This is a genomic window from Embleya sp. NPDC059213 (genome assembly GCF_042754445.1).
In the GTDB taxonomy this organism is placed as follows: domain Bacteria; phylum Actinomycetota; class Actinomycetes; order Streptomycetales; family Streptomycetaceae; genus Embleya.
In genome coordinates this window covers 42,966-61,286 of the sequence record NZ_JBHZAV010000013.1, presented here as the reverse complement: position 1 = coordinate 61,286, position 18,321 = coordinate 42,966, and the positions used below count along the sequence as shown (strand labels likewise).

The 18,321-nt window shown below is 63.6% G+C and carries 19 protein-coding genes; 16 read left to right on the top strand and 3 right to left on the bottom strand.

All coding sequences use genetic code 11. From position 1 onward, the window contains the following. Positions 1 to 644 precede the first annotated feature (644 nt). From ACFXMF_RS07860 to ACFXMF_RS07845, 4 genes are all read left to right on the top strand, one after another. Positions 645 to 1,865 carry an ATP-binding protein gene (locus ACFXMF_RS07860; protein ID WP_379988076.1) on the top strand — a complete coding sequence of 407 codons (1,221 nt, stop codon included), beginning with the start codon at positions 645 to 647 and terminating at the stop codon, positions 1,863 to 1,865. Between the two features lie 578 nt (positions 1,866 to 2,443). Then, on the top strand, positions 2,444 to 3,229 hold the full coding sequence (locus ACFXMF_RS07855) for a hypothetical protein (RefSeq protein ID WP_379988053.1): 786 nt from the start codon (positions 2,444 to 2,446) through the stop codon (positions 3,227 to 3,229). A gap of 232 nt (positions 3,230 to 3,461) precedes the next feature. After that, positions 3,462 to 4,289: a DUF4231 domain-containing protein gene (locus tag ACFXMF_RS07850; RefSeq protein ID WP_379988054.1), complete on the top strand. Its 828-nt coding sequence runs from the start codon at positions 3,462 to 3,464 to the stop codon at positions 4,287 to 4,289. A 49-nt stretch (positions 4,290 to 4,338) separates the two neighbouring features. Further along, positions 4,339 to 4,905 (top strand): NUDIX hydrolase, encoded by a 567-nt coding sequence (locus tag ACFXMF_RS07845; protein WP_379988055.1) that lies wholly within the window; start codon positions 4,339 to 4,341, stop codon positions 4,903 to 4,905. A gap of 47 nt (positions 4,906 to 4,952) precedes the next feature. Here the strand turns inward: ACFXMF_RS07845 and ACFXMF_RS07840 are convergent, their stop codons facing one another. Next, positions 4,953 to 6,029 carry a DUF1152 domain-containing protein gene (locus tag ACFXMF_RS07840; RefSeq protein ID WP_380020571.1) on the bottom strand — a complete coding sequence of 359 codons (1,077 nt, stop codon included), beginning with the start codon at positions 6,027 to 6,029 and terminating at the stop codon, positions 4,953 to 4,955. Between the two features lie 89 nt (positions 6,030 to 6,118). Here ACFXMF_RS07840 and ACFXMF_RS07835 point away from each other — a divergent pair, with 89 nt between their 5' ends. The 11 genes from ACFXMF_RS07835 (at position 6,119) to ACFXMF_RS07785 (ending at position 15,242) form a co-directional block, all read left to right on the top strand. Then, positions 6,119 to 6,862: a GntR family transcriptional regulator gene (locus ACFXMF_RS07835; RefSeq protein WP_379988057.1), complete on the top strand. Its 744-nt coding sequence runs from the start codon at positions 6,119 to 6,121 to the stop codon at positions 6,860 to 6,862. Between the two features lie 289 nt (positions 6,863 to 7,151). Continuing rightward, positions 7,152 to 7,580, top strand: a complete 429-nt coding sequence (locus ACFXMF_RS07830) for an ATP-binding protein (RefSeq protein ID WP_379988077.1) — start codon at positions 7,152 to 7,154, stop codon at positions 7,578 to 7,580. Between the two features lie 133 nt (positions 7,581 to 7,713). Then, a complete protein-coding gene (locus tag ACFXMF_RS07825) occupies positions 7,714 to 8,445 on the top strand; it encodes a GntR family transcriptional regulator (RefSeq protein ID WP_379988078.1) in 732 nt (243 codons plus the stop codon). A gap of 109 nt (positions 8,446 to 8,554) precedes the next feature. Next, positions 8,555 to 8,956: a plasmid replication, integration and excision activator gene (locus tag ACFXMF_RS07820; protein WP_379988058.1), complete on the top strand. Its 402-nt coding sequence runs from the start codon at positions 8,555 to 8,557 to the stop codon at positions 8,954 to 8,956. A gap of 119 nt (positions 8,957 to 9,075) precedes the next feature. Beyond that, positions 9,076 to 10,443, top strand: coding sequence for an FtsK/SpoIIIE domain-containing protein (locus ACFXMF_RS07815; protein WP_379988059.1), 1,368 nt, complete (start codon positions 9,076 to 9,078; stop codon positions 10,441 to 10,443). Then, positions 10,440 to 10,805 (top strand): hypothetical protein, encoded by a 366-nt coding sequence (locus ACFXMF_RS07810; protein WP_379988060.1) that lies wholly within the window; start codon positions 10,440 to 10,442, stop codon positions 10,803 to 10,805. Before ACFXMF_RS07815 ends, ACFXMF_RS07810 begins: the two co-directional genes overlap by 4 nt. Before the next feature lie 7 nt (positions 10,806 to 10,812). After that, positions 10,813 to 11,076 (top strand): hypothetical protein, encoded by a 264-nt coding sequence (locus tag ACFXMF_RS07805; RefSeq protein ID WP_379988061.1) that lies wholly within the window; start codon positions 10,813 to 10,815, stop codon positions 11,074 to 11,076. Further along, entirely contained in the window at positions 11,073 to 12,668 is a 1,596-nt protein-coding gene (locus tag ACFXMF_RS07800; protein WP_379988062.1) for a replication initiator, read from the top strand. Before ACFXMF_RS07805 ends, ACFXMF_RS07800 begins: the two co-directional genes overlap by 4 nt. Continuing rightward, on the top strand, positions 12,665 to 12,874 hold the full coding sequence (locus ACFXMF_RS07795) for a helix-turn-helix transcriptional regulator (protein WP_379988063.1): 210 nt from the start codon (positions 12,665 to 12,667) through the stop codon (positions 12,872 to 12,874). The genes ACFXMF_RS07800 and ACFXMF_RS07795 overlap by 4 nt, the downstream gene beginning before the upstream one ends. Next, complete coding sequence (locus ACFXMF_RS07790) at positions 12,871 to 14,253, top strand: tyrosine-type recombinase/integrase (RefSeq protein ID WP_379988064.1); 1,383 nt, start codon at positions 12,871 to 12,873, stop codon at positions 14,251 to 14,253. Before ACFXMF_RS07795 ends, ACFXMF_RS07790 begins: the two co-directional genes overlap by 4 nt. 539 nt (positions 14,254 to 14,792) lie before the next feature. Further along, on the top strand, positions 14,793 to 15,242 hold the full coding sequence (locus ACFXMF_RS07785) for a hypothetical protein (protein WP_379988065.1): 450 nt from the start codon (positions 14,793 to 14,795) through the stop codon (positions 15,240 to 15,242). Positions 15,243 to 16,046: 804 nt separating this feature from the next. Here ACFXMF_RS07785 and ACFXMF_RS07780 read toward each other — a convergent pair. Both ACFXMF_RS07780 and ACFXMF_RS07775 read right to left on the bottom strand, forming a co-directional pair. Next, positions 16,047 to 16,682 carry an HAD family hydrolase gene (locus tag ACFXMF_RS07780; protein ID WP_379988066.1) on the bottom strand — a complete coding sequence of 212 codons (636 nt, stop codon included), beginning with the start codon at positions 16,680 to 16,682 and terminating at the stop codon, positions 16,047 to 16,049. 47 nt (positions 16,683 to 16,729) lie between these two features. Next, the gene (locus ACFXMF_RS07775; protein ID WP_379988067.1) at positions 16,730 to 17,572 is read right to left on the bottom strand and encodes a GntR family transcriptional regulator; all 843 of its coding nucleotides are present in this window, start codon (positions 17,570 to 17,572) and stop codon (positions 16,730 to 16,732) included. Positions 17,573 to 17,800: 228 nt separating this feature from the next. Between ACFXMF_RS07775 and ACFXMF_RS07770 the strand changes: the two genes are divergently transcribed. Continuing rightward, the gene (locus ACFXMF_RS07770; RefSeq protein WP_379988068.1) at positions 17,801 to 18,220 is read left to right on the top strand and encodes a hypothetical protein; all 420 of its coding nucleotides are present in this window, start codon (positions 17,801 to 17,803) and stop codon (positions 18,218 to 18,220) included. Positions 18,221 to 18,321: the final 101 nt, after the last annotated feature.

Here is an 18,321-nt window from a genome sequence, read left to right as displayed (position 1 = left end):
CCTGGTGACGCTGTGTGCCCCTGGCAGGATTCGAACCTGCGCACACGGCTCCGGAGGGGGTATAGCCGCATTTCCAAAACCGCCCCCTGACCTGCACAGGAACACGTCGGCGACTCACCCATTTCCAAGATCATTACACGCATGCTGCACAACCAGTCAGCTGCCCCCAAAACCCAACCCACGCACCCGGTCCACGGCATGCCGGGGACCGGGTGGCATGCCGTGGTTTATGCGCGCGGGTCACGCAACCCGACCAACAACCCAGCTGCTCGGCAACCGCGGCCCGACCCCCAAAGCCCAGCACCAACGGGTGTCCCACGCAACGAGCGCGCCCCGGTCGCGGCCAAAGGTCGCGTCGCCGGCCCCCAGCCGGCTCGCAGCGCAGCTGCGAACTCCCGTTCGCATCTGGTCAGTTGCTGGATAGACCGAGTCGCCTGTGGGAGTGGATCCCCCTGGGTGGCGGTGGCGCGATGTCCTCGACGTGCAGGCGGGGACATGTGCACTTTCATGAGCTTGCTGATGGTTGCTACCAGATTCTCACCCCCCAGCACCATGGGATCTATGAAGATGCTGCCCCGACGCGTACTCCGTGAGAAACTTTTCTTAGGAAGTTTTCTCCGCATAGGCAGCGTGGCACTTTGAACATGGAAATGCATGAGGATGGCGTCGTCGCCAGAGTCGTTTACGTAAGCGACGATGGATATGTTGCCCATCTAGAATTCACTTCTGGCCGAGTCGCTCCATGCTCCAGTGATCAGGTCTTCCCGTACTCCGCCGGCGACATCGTCCTAGTGGGAGAAAGTGGTCGCGTCGAACGCGCCCCTGATGAAGTATGGCCAGCAAACACTTGGATCGGGGTCGTGAGGTTGATCCGAGTTGATCTTGTGGTTGTCGATATCGGCGGGCGACTCAAGAAAATAGATCCCCCAGATGGGATCGATCTGCATGAAGGAAATACTGTCGAGGGTTCTGACGCACGGGGGATCTTGGAAGTAATATCCGACGCTCCGATCCGTTTTCTCGATATCCCGGGGGTTGACTCTCATACCGTCAGGCAGTTCCAAGTGCCCCCAGATGACGAACTTTCTTTTGATCACTTTGGCGGATCTAAAAAGATCGTGGACAGGGCTCTTGAGCTCGTCAGACTACCGCTGGAGAAGCACGACAAGCTAGTCAAGATTGGCGCGCGACCCATCAAAGGAGTTCTATTCACCGGCCCTCCTGGGACAGGGAAGACGCTTCTCGCCCGAATCATTGCCAGCCAGACCAATGCCACGTTCTACCAGGTAAGCGGCCCTGAGATCATGAATAAATGGGTCGGCCAAAGCGAGGAGCTTATCCGAAAACTTTTTGATGACGCCAGGGCGCAAGATAGGGCCATTATATTTTTCGACGAGATAGACAGCCTAGCTAGCCAGCGTAGCGACGATTCACACGAGGCGTCCCGTCGAATTGTTGGGCAATTGCTGGCCTGCATGGACGGATTTAGATCAGAGACCAATGTGATCGTCATTGCGACGACTAATCGCCCACAGGACATAGATAATGCACTGCGCCGTCCAGGAAGGTTTGACTGGGAGATCTGTTTCGAACTCCCGGGATTACAGGATCGAGCGGCTATCCTGGAAGTGACTGCTCCCAGAGGTGTTGAAGCGGGCCTGCCGCATGAGCTCATTGCTGGACAGACGGAATCGTGGTCATCAGCTGATTTGGCGGCTATCTGGACGGAGGCTGCCCTGTTGTGCGTGGCCGACGATCGAGACGAGATTCAGCTTGAGGATTACATTGGTGGGTTCGAACGCGTCGCGATGCAGCGCCGTCGTGTCACTGAACCTCTCAACCAGGGCAGGAGAGTAGAAAAATGATTGGTTTGATCGCGGCCCGATGGAGAAGGAGGGTCTGGTTTAGGCGGAGACGTAGCCTTTACGACGATCCCCGCCTACGTGAGTTTATTTATCTAGACGAGGTCAGCGTGACGAGCCTGCTCTCGTCTCTAATCGGCGCCATTCCCAGCGAGATAACAAAATCGTGGTCCAAAACGACAAAATCTGGAGTTACGAGCGGGTTCGAAGCAAATTCCAAAGTCCTGAAGGCGTCTCTCGGGTCAGCATTGGAATCAAGCCAAACGGAGGATACTCAAGTCCTACGAAAGGCAACGATCCAGGCTACTTTTAGAGACCTTCGGCGCAGAATAGCGGATGAGCTCGTAATGCGGCCTGTCGCCAGGAATGCCGTGCCGCAGATCTCCGGGAGTCTCATGCATTCACTCAGCACGCGATCCCTCGCTGGTAAGCGCCCTTGGGTTGTAAGGGAGGGTGATTTGGGAAGAGGAAAGCCGTTCGAGATTGAGGTTGAGCTCCGCGCAGCACCCATTTATCGAATGGGTGCAATAATATCCGCCATTGACAATATAATCGCAAGTAGTGGTCAGCTTAGTGCGCAGATGAACCAAACGCAGATGAGTCAAGCTGCAGATCTAGCACGGCTTCTGGATCGGCTTATGGTTGGCCTTGTCCCGGTTCAGTGTGTGGCTGTAGATTACAGAGCACTTGAATATGGCGGGCAGAATTACGTCGTTCATACAGAAATCTTGAGTCAATTCTCCACCAACCAGCTTCCACCGACCCTGCCGGTAAGCCTCGTTGGCGTAGCTGAGCAAGCACTCTTTTGGAAAGACATCCGGCGCGTCCTTTTCGCCGACGCAAGAGCTCGTGTGCTGTGTCGTGTTAGCCATCCAGGTCTCAAGAATTCATGGACGCCCATTAAGTTGGGTGACGTCCTTTCGGAAATATGGCCTGAATTCACGAATATCATGGACAACCTGGGCTCGGACGCGCTGGCAGCCATGTCTGGCGGAAACCCTTCGGTCGTCCATAACTCGAATTCACGTGAAGTTCAGACGCTTCAAGAATACGGAAGCCTTATCGCACGGAGCCACTCGCAAACATTGACACCTCAAGACGACGCCCGGATTCTGGCGCTTGCACAAGTTAATGCGAGCCTGATAAGAGGCGACGTCGCGGACCGTCGGAGGGCTTTCGAGGCGATTGAACAGTGCATCTCTGCGATATCTGGCGTTCAGACAGATAGGCGAGAAGCATCTAATTTCCGAGTTCATGCGCTGGCTCTCGGTGGATTTATGAGTACTCGCGCTCCGTCTGCGCCTCCTCAGTCGGTAGCTGTCAACGAACGATTTATTGAGGCAGAGATCATCGCAATTTACTGGTGATACTCGGCGCGAGAGCCGACGTCGTAGGGCGGGCCGCGCCGGGACCGGCGGCCACGCCGCACGCCCGGGGCGGCCCGTACCGGAGCGGCGGAGGCGCGCCCGTCAGGGCGCGCCCTTGATTCAGAAAAGCCAAATTCGGCAGTTAGAGTGGAATCTTCTCTAACTGGTGTGCCGACGTCCTTCAGACGAAGTAGTCTTCTGGCGAAGGCGAGAGATCTAGTTCGGGGGAACAGTGAGTCAGCCGACCAATGATGCGAACCGGCGTCAAGAGGCGTACCGGGAAGCGGCGCGCGAATTTGATCAGGCCGTTGAAGATGCAACCGCTGCCCGTGCGATGCAGCGTACGTATACAGTCGGTCTTCTTGGCGGTATTGCTCTTACGTTTCTTCTCGGATATACGGTCGTCGTGGGCCTGTGGAAGGACCAGCCTCTCTTTACTCGGTACTTTGGTTTGGCGACCGTCCTTGTGGTTTGGGTAGCGATGGGGCGACTTGTCCTTCTGAATCGCAAAAAGATTGTTGACTTAAATGCTAATTTGAGAAATTTGTTGCATGCCCGCCAATCTGCCGCTGCTGCTCTCCCGCTGGATTCTGAAGCGGCTTTGCGTATCTACCGTGAAGCATCTCTGGATGACGTCCAACAGTACAGAAAGAAGGCGACTCGGAATCGACAGGTTCATAATCTTTTCCAAGTAGTCATCATTGTTGGATCGATTGTTGTAAGTACTCTTTCTGCCATGTCAAACGATCTTACGCCACTAACTATAACGGCGACAGTTATCAGCGCGGTGGTTGGTGCTTCGGCTGGCCTGACTGGCTACTTTAAGTTTCGAGAGCGGGGATTCAACCTGCAATCGACCGCTGATGAGATCGAAAAGCACTACAAGGCCGTTCAGTTCAGGTTCGGCGACTATGAAAACATCTCTGGTACTTCGCCGGAGGATGCCGAAAAGAATCGGCTTCGCAAGTTTGCTGAGTTTGTCGAAAAGATCAAAGATGAGCAGCGTAAGCGGGAACTCCAGTTGGAGCAATCGCCGGAATCTAATAATACTAGAGCATAGATTCATTTAATCTACGGTGCAGCGGTTTTGCCACCTGTAGCGTTGCTATGTGGCTACTGACGATGACGCTGCCTCGGCCTGGGTTGTTCATGGTGAACGGATCATCTATGACAACGAGTGGATGCGCGTCTTCCTGACCGACGTTGAACTGCCTGATGGGGAGCGGTTCGAGCATCACGTGATCAAGCTGCATGCTGCGGCCATGGTGGTGCTCATCGATGATCAGGAACGCGTCCTGATGATGTGGCGGCATCGGTTCGTGTCGGACCAGTGGGGGTGGGAGATTCCCGGCGGGCTGGTCGAACCCGGCGAGGACTCGGAGGAGACGGCGCTTCGGGAGTTGCTTGAGGAGACTGGCTATCGGCCGGCCACCTTCCGGCGTGTGGCTCGCTTTCAGCCCATGGTCGGGATGGTCGACTCGTGGCATGACGTGTTCGTGGGGGAGGGAGCTATCCAGGTTGCGGAGCCGACCGAGACGAGCGAGATGGCTCGTATGGAGTGGGTGCCGCTTGCGGATGTTCCGGACCTGATCGCCAAGGGGTTGATCTGGAGTTCGGGGGGCCTGGTCGGGCTCTTGCATGTCCTGGCGTCTCGCGGCGGCGGCGTCCGGCTGTAGGGATTGATAGGTCCGGGCCTGGGACTGGGTCGGAGAACTGCGCAGGCTTACGTCCTCGTCCGCCAGACGAGTGGCGTGTCCGAGTCAGGGGTGGTCGCGATCAAAGCGGCTCGAAAGGTTGGCAATTCGGCCTGGGGGATTTCCAGGGCTTCGGCTAGGCGGCGGAACGTGACGTAGTCGCTGCCGCGGTTGGCTGCTTCTGTGAGGAACGCTGCCAGGCGGGCCGAGCGGTCATCCTTGCTGCCGTCCGTCGGCGGCCTGGTGCTGAGCCAGGTTGCCTTGTTGCGTTCGTGGTCGAGTTCGCTGAAGCCGCAGACGTCGCGGGTGATTTGTTCGGCCTGGTCCAGGGACGTGGTGGCGATGAGGCGGCGGGCCAAGAGGTTGATGGCCAAGGCGTCGTCCAGGTCGAGACGGTAGACGCCGGCGTTGGCGTCGGTGAGTACGACCGGTAGGCCGGCGTCGCGGATCTCGCAGACTCCTCGGGTGCCGCGGGCGGCTGCCGACAACAGGGATGTGGCTTCCGAGGGGTGCCAGGTGAAGACCGGGAGGAAGGCGGTCGTCTGCTCGGGGGTGAGGGTGAAGGCCGGATCGCCGAGTCGGGACAGGACTTCGGCTTCGGGGAGTTCGCCATCCAGGCCGGGGCCGGCGACCGAGACGACCGTGGGCACGTGGGCGTTCGCGCATGCGGCCAATGTGAGCGCATCCGCCAACGGGCTGCGTAGACCGGGCTCGTCGCCTCGGGCGATGACGTCGCCTCCGACGTCGATGATCTCGATGGCGTCCGCACCGGTGTATGTGATGGCTGCGGTGATTTGCTCGGTCAAGCCGTCGGCGCCGCGGTACGGGTCCAAGAGCGCGATCGCGGGCCTGATCTCACCCGAGAGGCGGGGCAGCGTCGACGAGCCAGCGGGGTCGACGAGAGCGGACGTCGGGCGGAACGTGAGGACGCCGGGGGCCAACGTCTCCAGCCCGGTGAAGTCGGCCGCGCTGCGTGGGCCTGGGCGTGGGTCGATGAGGAGCCGATCCCACGAGTACGTGAGGATCAGGGCTTCTTGGTCGGTGCCGTATTCGGCTGCGTGGATCATGGCGGCGGCTACGGCGTCGCCACCTCCCCCAGCAGCCACTAAGAGCCGCGTCACAAGGTCACCCTATGCGGGTGGCAACGGGCCCAGCCCTATAGTGGCCAGTGGTCATAGCCACTTTAGGAGGAGCAGTGCCCGAGATCGAGGAGAGCTTGCCGAAGTACCTTCAGATCGCCAACTTCCTGCGGGATCAGATCCTGCGCGGCGACCTTCGCCCTGGCGATGAGGTGTCTTCCGAGCGAGCCTTGGTGACGCAATGGGGCGTCTCTCGGCCGACCGCGGCCCGAGCGCTCGACGCGCTTCGGCAACAGGGCCTGGTCGAGAAGCGGCAGGGCTCCGGTACGTACGTTCAGGAAGTCCAGATCCACCGACGGGCCCGCGAACGGTACGGACGTGCCCGTCAGTTGGGCAAGATCTATGCGCCCGGTGAGTACGCGGTGATCAAGTCGACCGGCCTGGTCGATGCCCCTGACTACGTCGTACGCGGCCTCGGGCTTCCGGCCGGAACGACGCAAGCGATCCACCGCCGGCGGGTGACGAACAACGAGGGTGGGCCGGTCGAAGTCTCGACGTCGTGGTTCTCTCCGGCGCTTGCCGAGGTCGCGCCGCTGTTGCTGATCCCGGAGCGCATCCGACAAGGCACTCTCGCCTATGTCGAGGATGTGACCGGACGGCACGGCCGATACGGCGAAGACAGGGTCTGTGCACGACTCGCGCACGGTGACGAGGCTGCTGAGCTGGGGATGAGCGAACCTGCGGCGGTCATGGTCGTCCGGCACACGGTGTACGACGATGCCGATCGACCGTTGGAGTTCGCGGAGGCGGTCTACCCGCAGGGTCGATGGGCCTTCGAGCGTGAGTACCCGCTGGGCTGATCGCACGCCGGAAGACGATCTGTGCAGAACCGCTTGCGCTCCGAAGTGGCCAATGCCACTATCCAGTAAGTGGCTAAGGCCACTTGAGGAGAGGGGGCGGCGGGATGGGCTCGTCAGGGAAGTCGGGGGACTCGCCGTCTCGGAAGTGCCCACGCTGCCGCGGTCGCGGCTGGAAGCACGTGGGTGGTCGGGCGAGCGCGGCGCTGAGCGTCTCGAACGGCCGAAAGAGGGTCACCCAGAAGCGGCGCTGCCTCGACTGTGACGGCAGCGGTAAGGAGCGCACGTGACGATGTCCATCCCCGTCGGTCCCATCGCACCAAGCCCGACAGCCGAACTCGTGGGCGGAATCGTCCTTCGTCCGATCCCGGAAGCCGTTGCCGTCGGCCGTGCCCAGTTGGCGTCGCTGCTGGGCATGCTCGACCCCGAATTCGACTCCGCCGATTGCGTGTTGATGCTTTCGGAGCTGGTCACCAACGCGGTCGAGCACGTCAAGGTCGCGTACGAGTGGCTGATCAACGTGCTGTGCTGGCTCGACGGGGACGTGTTGCGCATCGAAGTGCACGACCCCGGGTGTGGAGTTCCCTTCTCGCGCGCGCCCGGACCGGAGGACTGCGACGGACGTGGTCTCTTCCTCGTCGGTGCGTTTTCCGAGGATTGCGGAAGCGAGCGTGGCCCAGACGGTGGGACCATCGTGTGGTTCGCCGTTCGGTTGGCCTGACCAGCTGCTTCCGCCAGTGACGCGCGGCCTGCGCGGTCGACTGAGCTGCATGGATGAGCTTGAAAGTGGCTACATCTACTGCGAATGTAGACGGGTCAACCGTTTGACAGGTCAAGTGAGAACCGGGTGCAGCATGGCGTATGAGGTGGCTCCACCGAAGTACGTACGCCTGGTGCAGACGCTTCAGTCGCGCATCGAAGACGGCACCTATCCGGCCGGTTCGCTCCTGCCGAGTGAGCACCAACTCGTGCAGGCATTCGGGATGTCGCGGCCCACCGTGGTGCGGGCGCTTCAGATCCTGAGGCAAGACGGCTGGATCGAGTCGCAGCAAGGCCGGGGCACCTTCGTCCGAGGACGGCCCGAGTCGTCCCGCGCGACGCCTGCTCGCCGCGGCTTGGAGGTCATGGAGCGCGACGAAGACTCCAGTCCCGGTGAGTTGATCGCGGTCACGACGATCGACCTTCCTCGACGAGCCGCCTCCGCGCTGGGCCTGCCTCCCGGCGCCAAGGCGCTTCTTCGGCGGTGGCTGGTGCGCGATGAGGACGGACCCTCGGAACTGGTCTCGTCCTATTTCCCGCTGCAACTCGCGGAGCGCACAGACCTGGCCTCGGATCAGGCACTGCCCGGCGGGCTGAGGGCTCATCTCGAGAGTCGCGGCAAGGTCCGCATCGACCACATCACCGAGCGCATCTGCGCACGGCTCGCTGACGACCAAGAGGCCGAACTGCTGGAGCTGCCGGCGGGGGAGCCGGTCCTTGGTCTGCTGGTGATCGGCCATGACTCGACCGGTCGGGGCTGGTACGTCGCGGACGTGGTGTTGGCGGGCGACCGCCACGAGCTGGAAGACGTCTACTCGGTCCAGTGAGGATCCCGCCGTGTGTGGCGGGTTTTCTCCGCAAAGCAACTTGACAAGTCAACCTGTCATGTCTAACTTCGAGAGTGCTTGATAAGTCAACTGGACAAGGAGTGTGTTCGTGGCAATCAAGGGTGCGATCCCGGTGTCCTTCGCGGCTGTGTTCCCCTTCGGGGCCTTCGCGAAGTCGGTGGTTCCGATGGCCGACTTCGAGGCATCCAAGGGCGGCGTGAAGGTTCAGGCGCGCGACAAGACGACCGGGCTGCCGGTCTGGGCCGTCTCCGTGGTCGACGGCGACCCGGACGCCAACGAGGCGACCGTGAAGGTCAAGGTCGCCTCCGACTCCGAGCCGGTCCTTCCGGACGCGTTGCCCGGACTGCCGTTCCGGCCGGTGGAGTTCGAGGGCCTGACGGTGACGGCGTACGTCAACCAGTCCAACAACCGCGTGGCGTTCTCCTACCGCGCCTCCGGCCTCCGTGCGCCGGGCGGACCGCTGAAGAGCGCGATCAAGACGGCGGCCTGACGGCTCGTCGCGCACGGAGTACGACGCGGCCCCGGTGCGAACTGACTTTGGCGGGTCTCACGCACCGGGGTCGCCCCCATCCGAACGACCTGGTGATCTTCGAAGGGGTGTCTCCCATCATGCATGTCCTCAACCGGCCCTGGGTGAAGCTCGGGGCCTTACTACTTGCGGCCCTGTACGTCGTCTACGAGGCGGTGCGCGCGAAAGCCGGCCTGACTGCCTCGTATCTGGTCGTCTCCATCTACCTGACGTCGGCGGTGGCCGGCGTTTGGTGGTGGCTGTTCTCCTTCGCTGCACGAGTCCGAAGGGGCTGGCCCGCGTTGTCCAAGGCGCTCGGCGCATGGCAGCAAGAACCGGTGTCCCGGATCGACGAGACGTTCGAGTACCGGTACCCGAAGATCCTGCGAATCCGGCGCCACCAACTGGGCTTTGACGTAGTTGTTTCCCTCCTGCCGGGGCAGATCCCCAAGAACCTCGGTGACCACGTCGAAGGCATCGCGCATACCTGGAAGGTCTTCCGGGTCGAAGCGTCTTCACCTGCTCGCGGGGTCGTCGTACTGCGGGCCTGGTTCGTGGACCCACTGGCCGAATCCTTCGAAGCTCCTCCGATGCCCGGACTGGGCGACGTCACCAAACGGGCTGCCGGCCTTGCGTCCATCCGGTTCGGGCGGCCGGCCGAGGAACGCGAGGATCCGTGGACACCAGAGTTCGCGTCGGCGGAGATCGGGCGGTGTGACGACGGCTCGCCATGGCGGCTGCGACTTCACGGAACGCACGTCCTGGTGGCCGGGGTGACCGGTGCCGGAAAGGGCTCGGTCCTCTGGGGCGTCATCCGCGCGCTCCTGCCGGCTGCCCGCTCGGGCATCGTGCAGCTCTGGGCGTGCGATCCGAAGCGCATGGAGTTGTCCTACGGCCGGTCGCTCTTCCACCGCTACGCCTGTGAGCCGGCGGCCATGGTCGAACTCCTGGAAGACGCTGCGGGCGAGATGAACACTCGGGCCCAGACATTCGCCGGCAAGGTCCGCAAGCACGAACCCTCCTCTGTCTGCCCGTTCGTCGTGTTGATCGTCGATGAGCTGGCGTTCCTGACGGCGTATCAACCGGACCGCGACCTACGAAAGCGCGCGGATGCCGCGATAGCCACGCTCACGTCCCAGGGGCGGTCCGTCGGGTTCTGCGTCATCGGAGCCTTGCAGGATCCGCGCAAAGAGGTGATGAACATCCGCAACCTGTTCCCGGACCGGATCGCGCTCCGGCTGGACGAGCCGAACCAGGTGGACATGGTCCTCGGCAACGGCGCTCGGGAGCGTGGCGCTGCGGCGGACCTGATCTCGCCGCAACCCGAGATCGGCGCGGGTGTCGGTTACGTCAAGCACGAGACCCAGCCGGAACCGGTGCGCGTTCGAGCGGCGTTCGTCTCCGATCCCGCGATCGACGCGATGGTGCGCGACTACGGCCGACGTGGCGGATTGGAGGCGGCGGCATGAGGTCCATTCCGAACCTGGCAGACCTCGGGGGTGTGCTCGCAGCCCTGGTCGCGCTGATCGAAGCTCGGCCGGCGCTGCCCGACCTGGTCTCTGTCCACACGGTGTGGAGCGCGGAGACGGACGAGTGGAACGTGACGGCGCGCGTGTTCGTCGACGGCGACTCGGACTTCCCTGCGGAAGCCGTTGCGATGTGGGCTGGAGAGATCACCAAAGGTGTGACGACGTCGGCTCAGGTGACCATGTCGGGCGCGTCGTACGTCCACTACCAGGCGGTGGGAAGCATCGCGGGTGCCTCGATCACCGTGTGGTCGCGCGGACGTCTGAGGGGTGAAGCGCACGGTGAAGAGTTGCGCCATGGCTGAGCGGAGCATGAGCGAGCGCATGGCTGCGGTGTACAACCTGCTGGCACTCGCGGGAAAAGCGGTCGCGATCTGGACGGGGGAGACGGACGGGCGCACCTCGGCGGAACGACGCGAGGCGGCAAACTCCGCTATCCAGGGCATCGACACCGCCGTGACGGTGCTCTATCGGGTGCGCGCAGACCTGGTCGGCCAGATGCGACGGAGTGACGACGCGTTCATGGCTGAGCTCCAACGGAAGTACGGTCCGCTTCTCCCGGCTGGTGATCGATGACTACCCGGGCGGAACGTGCGCGGATACCACTTGCGCGTGAGGTCGTGCGGGCTGTGGCTCAAGAACACGGGGTCTGTGTCCGGCCGATTGCCTTGCGGCGCACGGACATCGTGACCGGTGAGACGACCGTGGTCGACGTCCCGTGTGGGGCGACGTTGGCGAGCGTGTGCCCGACCTGTGCCGAGCGGAAGCGGCGGCTGAGGATGGCGCAGTGTCGGGAAGGGTGGCATCTGACCGAGGAACCCATTCAGGAAGCCGACGAGCCGACCGACGAACAGCGCTTGTTGGCCGAACTGCGGGCGGACTGGACCAAGAAGCACGACCTGGCGCGCGGTGATGAGCGGGACGAACTCGCCGAAGACTTGGCCGCGGTCGACGCCGAATTGGCCGACTCCGGCGTACGGGGCAACATCGACCCCGACTCGGTCACACGGCGGGTGCGGTCGACTCGGCGGCGGCAGGATGCTCCGGATCTTCCTCGGCGTGAGGTCGACGCGCGGACGGTCGGCAGGGCGTACACGGCACCGGACGGCAAGGTGTTCCGGCCCTCGTTGTTCGTCACGCTGACGCTGCCGTCGTACGGGCGTGTGCGGCGGGACGGGACACCCGTGGATGCCTCGGCGTACGACTACCGGGCGGCTGCTCGGGACGCGCTGCACTTCTCGAAGCTGGTCGATCGGTTCGTGCAGAACCTGCGGCGCCTGGTCGGCTTCGACGTGCAGTACTTCGCCGCGGTCGAGTATCAACGGCGGCTGGCTCCGCATATCCACCTGGCGATCAGGGGCACGGTCTCGCGCGCCGAACTGCGCCAGGTGGCGGCGGCGACCTATCACCAGGTGTGGTGGCCAGCGTGCGACGAGCCGGTCTATTCGACCGACCTTCCGCCGGTCTGGGACACGGAGTCCGGCGCCTATCTCGACCCGGCGAACGGCGTCGAACTCCCCACCTGGGACGAGGCGTTGGACGACCTGGGCGGCGATGCGGAGCCGATTCACGTCGCCCGGTTCGGGACGCAGGTCGACGCGAAGGGCGTCCTGGTCGGCTCGCCGGACGCGCGCCGCTGCATCGGCTACCTGACCAAGTACCTCAACAAGTCCGCCCACGAGTCCCACGAGGCCCAGAGCGGGGCGCAGCACGCGCACGTGGACCGGCTTGTGGAAGCCCTGCGTTACGAGCCCTGCTCGCCCACCTGCGCGAACTGGCTGCTCTATGGGGTCCAGCCGAAGAACGCTCGCGCGGGCCTGCGGCCTGGCTGCTGCAAGGCCAAAGCCCATCGGCGGACCCACCTCGGCTACGGCGGGCGGCGTGTCCTCGTCTCGCGCAAGTGGTCCGGCAAGACCATGGCCGACCACAAGGCGGAGCGCCGGGCATGGGTGCTGGACCTGGTCGGCCGTGCCGGCGACATTCCGGATCCGAATCGGTTCATCTGGGCTCCGGTCGGCCGTGACGACCCTGACGTCGCACCGCTGTCCCATCGCCTCCTTCGTGCGGTCGCCGAACGGGTGCGGTGGCGCAAGGCGATGGACGACGCGAAAGCACGCGCAGAAGGGACGCTCGACAATTCGGCAACTGCCCGGGGGAGGGCGGCATGACCAGAAGGGCCAAGACTTCGGACGTCGAACTCATGACCGTCCCGGAAGTCCTCGAAGCGCTGGGTGGCCTCTCTCGCCGGACTTTCTACCGCTGGCGTGAACTCGGCTTGGCGCCGGCCTGCCACAAGCTCCCGAATGGCGAACTGCGCGTCACTCGTGAGGCGTTCGCGGAGTGGCTCGACACTCGGGCGGAGGAAGCAGCGTGACGGACAAGACGTACAAGGTCCGGGTCTGGGCCGTGGTCCGGAACCAGAGCAGTAAGAAGAAGCCCTCTTTCGTGGTGCGTTGGACTGTCGCGGGCGAGCCGCAATCAGCGACGTTTGGTACGAAAGGGTTGGTCGACCGGTTCCGTGGACGCCTGATCCGTGCCACCGAGGACGGCGAAGCGTTCGATCTTGAGAGCGGTCTCCCCGAGTCCATGCAGAAGGCCAAACAGGCGACGTCGGCCCTCACCTTCGCGCTCGCCTACATGGACATGAAGTGGCCGGGTGCGGCGGCGAAGTCGCGCGACAGCATGACCGACGCGTTGGCCACGGCTCTGCCCGCGCTCGTGAAGGACAGCGACGGTCGGCCCGACGTCGTGACCCTCCGCCGTGCCCTCCGGCTGTTCGTTCTACCGCCGACTCGCCGGAAGCTCCCTCGGCCCGGCGACATCACCAAAGCGGTTGCCTGGCTCGAAAAGAGGTCTCTGCCCATCACGGGGCTTGCGGACGCCAAGACTGTTCACGGTGTCTTGGACGCGCTCGGTCTCAAGCTCGACGGATCCGCGGCAAGCGCCGAGACGCTTCGCCGTAAGCGCTCGGTCGTCTACAACCTCCTCGACTACGCCGTGGAGCTGGAACACCTTCCGGTGAACCCGATCGACAAGCTCAAGCGCAAGCGCGTCATGGTGGCCTCCTCGGTGGACCGTCGCTCGGTCGCCAACCCGGTTCAGGCTCGCGAACTGCTCGCCGCGGTGACCTACGTCGGCGGACACAAGCGGGCCGGCGGCCGTCGTCTCCGCGCCTTCTTCGCGGTCCTCTACTACGCCGGCACGCGCCCGGCAGAAGCGGTGAACCTGCGGCGCGCCGACTGTGTCTTGCCCACCTCGGGATGGGGCTCGCTCACCCTCCACACCACCCGGCCGGCGGCGGGGAAGACCTGGACGGACAGCGGACAGGCGCACGATGAGCGGGGCCTGAAGCAGCGGGCGGACAAGGACACGCGCCACGTGCCCATCCCTCCGCAACTCGTCGCGATCCTGCTCGCGCACATCGAAGAGTTCGGCACGGCGAAGGACGGTCGGCTCTTCCCGAGCGAACGCCGTGGCGTCCTTGCCTCCTCCACCTACTCCCGAGTGTGGAAGGAAGCACGCAAGCTCGCGCTGACGGAGGAACAAGTGATCTCACCTCTGGCAGCTCGGCCGTACGACCTGCGGCACGCCTGTGCGTCGCTCTGGCTCAACTCCGGAGTGCCGGCCACGGAGGTCGCCGAACGGCTCGGGCACTCGGTGGATGTACTGCTCAAGATCTACGCCAAGTGCATCGACGGACAGCGCGACCTGATCAACCAACGCATCTCGGATGGTCTCGGTGACGAGAGCTGAGCAACCGTCAGACGGCAGGAAGCCCCGGATCACTCCGGGGCTTTCGTCGTGTCGGGGCCACGCCGCACATACGCCAAATACGCGCTGTGACCTGCGGAAACGGCTCCAAGATCATTACGCGCCCATTACGCGCGGGTCGTCCTACGCCTGCACGCACCTGCGCGGGCTGACACACGGAGTGACGAGTGAAAAGAGGCCCCAAAACAAAAACAGCAGCTCACGAGTGATCGTGGCTGCTGAGACTGTTCACGCTGTGTGCCCCTGGCAGGATTCGAACCTGCGCACACGGCTCCGGAGGCCACGCCGTACATGGCCCTGACCTGCATGTTGTACTCAACGCAGTGCTCTGACGTCGACTACGGGCGCAGGATGGGCGCGAACAGTTGAAAGCGGGAGCCAGTGAGAATTGAATCCCCTCACCATAGGCCGCATTTCCGCACGCCCTGTTGGTGGGTGGGATGCGGTTTTGCTTGCTACCGAACTTGGATGGGCGATGTCGGGTAATCGCCTGACAGTCGAAGGTTGGATCCGGTAGGTCTATGCAGGTGAATGCCTCCGACGAGACCCCCGGGGTCAACGACCAGGCCAACCCCGAGGACGGCGAGCCCACCTCCTTCGCCGAGACTGCGAAGAACTGGTACAAGAAGCACAAGCCGAAGATCCTCGCCGTCGCTGTCGTCGCCGTGGGCGTGGCTGTCAGCGCTGTGGTCGTCAGTCGCGCCAAGGGGCAGAACATCGAGGGCATCGAGGATTCCGATCCGGTCTCTGCCCCTGAAACCGTGGACGAGCCTCGTTACTCCCTCAGCCCCTATAACGTTGACAACTTTGTGCGCAAGCTCCCTGATGGCCAGAGCGCTAGCGAGGCAAAACGGACGAAGTACAAGGAGGAGACAGGGGAGGATCTTCCTTCTGGTCATACCTATGTCGATGGGTGGTCTTTCCAGGGCGACTCCCCGGAGGATGGGGAGCCCGATCAACCTGCGGCCTGACTTCCCGTGCGGGTACCGCCGCACGCTGAGCGAAGAGGCGCGGGGCGACCCGCCGCCGGGTCCGCGTGGGCCCACACAGAACCGACACGAGGCCCTACAAAAAGCTTTTCGCTGGCGAAAGACACCTGGGCCCGTTCCGTGTGGGCCCACACGGGGGCCCACACGGACTGTGTGGGCTCATACAGCCCGTGTGGGCCTCTGACCTGCATGTGTGGGCCGTGTGGGCCCACACAGAACACCCCTCCACCCCTCTTAAGAGGGGGTGTGGACCTCTCGTGGCGGTACGAGATGTGAACCGTGTGGGTCCACACGCCGTGAGCACGCGCCGCTATGGCGGGCGGTCGCTACTGGGTAGTGGGTACTGGGGTGTCGGCTACTGGGGTACTGGGGCGTCGCAGGCGGCGACCGCCCACCGCGGGGCGCGCGTGCCTCTCGGCGGCTACTGGGTGTGCCCCCTACCCAGTAGCCGCGAGTGGCGAGTCGGCGCCCAGGTGTCAGAAGCGTCAGGCCGCCAGGCTCGGCCCATTCCCCTGCGCGTGCGCGCGTGACAGGCGTCAGGGGAGTCCTGCTGACGCGCCAGAATCCTTAACAACGTCGGTGAACTATCCTCACACTGGGTAACTGTGCATCCGGGGTGCGCACGCGTGCGGACCGTGCGCACACCCCGTGCGCCTCGCGCGCACGCGCGCGCGTAGGGCCCACTCTCGGCCGTGCGCACACCTCACACCGTGCGCACGCTGGATGCTCGGCCATCACGCTTCGTGTGCGGATCCACTTGCCGCAGTCGGGAGTCTCGGTCCTCTCTCACAACAAGGCGTCGACGATGCTCGACATCGACTCGACTACGGAGACCGCGCCAGCGTTGGCGAGCGATTCGGCTTTCCCGGGCTTGTTCGCGTAGCCGATCGTGGCGATGCCCGCGGCGGTCCCTGCTTCCACATCGCGCGCGGCATCGCCGATGAACACGCACTCTGACGGCTTGGCCACGGCCATCGCGATTGCGTCGTTGAGCAAACGCGGGTTTGGCTTCAGGGACGAAGGGTCGCCGGGGACTCTGCCAAAGACGCCAGCGACGAAGGGCGTCAGGTTGTGGTCATGCAGGTACGCGCGAATCGCGCTCCCGGCGTTGTTGCTAACCACCCAGACTGATCGTCCCCCGTCTGCACACGCCCGCAGCATTTCGCTGGCTCCCGCCGTTGGCAAAGCCGTCTTCGCAGCCTCGTTTTCGGCTCGTTCGAGTAGCCCATCGGCTCGTGGAACAAGGTCTGCGCGTGCGTCGGCGATGCGGCGGAGCAGGGCCAACGGATCACGTTCCCCGGACCATTCGTCGGGCGTCACTTCGCCAGCGGTCCGAAGGTCAGTCACCATGCGCGCAGCAACCTCGGTCGCGGGCAGGCCCGCGAAGATTGAGCAAACGGGGCCGTCGAAGTCCAGAAGCACATGGCTGACTGACCGCAGTACTTCCGCGAGAGGCTGTGACTCCCGAGTCACTTCGCACGCTCGTAGGCGATCGTCTGCCACACGCTGTCGAACCACATCTGCGCTTGTTGGACGTACTGGGAACCCATTGAGGCGTCATCCGGGCCGGCAGTGTGACGAAACAGCGTCGTGTCTTTCCCTGTGACGTCGTAGAACGTTTTCGACTCACCGTCGATCGGGACGGACTTCTCCCGCAGCGGATAGAAGCCGAAGAAGGCTTCCGTCCTGTTCAGGATGTAGAGCTTGAACAGCGAAGACGCGCGGTGCACTTTGACCTGGACACTTGCTGTCTGAATGAGACCCAGCTCGGCAAGCACCTCGACGGAGTGAAGGATGCCTCCGGCGTTGGTCAGAGCAATGTCCCGCGCTCGGTTGCGCAAGGCCGGATCGTCCTCCAGCCCGTCCACGAGGACCGGGACAGCCATGGACGCCGAAGTATCCGGAAGCAGCAACCGGACAGAAATCGACTCGGGTGTGAGTCGGCCAGAGCGGACCTTGTCCAACGGTTCTTGCATGGCGTTGTGCAGCGTTTCGCTGGAGAAGCCCGCAAAGTCGATGGTCACCTGCTGTTCAGTGAACGCCTGTTCCAAGTGCGGGCGAAGGCCCACCGGCCGCTCGGTGCGCTCGCGCACGAACGACCCGCTTCCCTGCCTGGTGACGATCAGCCCTTCATCCTGAAGGATCTTCAGGGCCTTGCTCACCGTCATTCGGGCAACGCCATAGTGCTTCGCCAGCTCCGGGCCTGATGGCAGCTGCTCACCCGGCTGGAACTTCTTCGTGAGGATCTGAGCACGTAGCGCGCTGCTCACCTGCTGGTACGGCGCGCGAGGGTCGTCCGGGTCAAGACTCATGACAGCCATGCTAGGCGACATGGTCAAGGTAGGTAAGTGCGAGAGACTGTTGACCTGCCTAGGCAGGTTGTCTATGTTGTTCATGCCGGTCCAGTGAAGTCCAGGACGGTGCAAGAAGGGCCTTCTTTGGCCTGCGCACAGCTCCGACGGGACGCCTCTACCGCCAAGTGTCGACGTCCCGCCGGGTTCGAACCTCAGTCAGCAAGTTGACCGAAGGACGTGACCAGTATGGCTCGCAGCACGCTCCCGACGCCCAACCGCCTGCCCGACCTCACCGCGGCGCTCTTCCCCGCCGAGCGGCACGCCTTTCCGAGGCTCCCGGTCTGCCGGGTGAGCGTCCACCTGTCCGTCGCGGAGATGGTCGCGGCCCTGTTGGTGTCGGAGTTCATCACGCCGGAGGACATCGCCACGGACGAGCAGGTCCGGTTCGAGATCGCGTCCTCCCTCACGCTGAACGGCTACACCCCGATTCAGCTCATGGTCGGCCGGATGGAGAAGCAGGCGCCGGCCGACTTCGACGCGGACAGCGGCGGCGCCGAGTGGGTGGACCTGTGCCGGGCCCGCGTCCTGGACGTCTTCGGCCACCTGGCCGTCGCCGAGCGGTCCGCCGGTTCCTCCGCCTCGTTCGCCTTGGCGGTGGCCCGATAACCGGGACGGCCACTCTCACCAGGGCCGCACGCAGCTGCGCGTGCGGTACCGCGCTCAGCCGGTACAACGACAACGACCGCTGCGGCGCCTGCCTGACCGCG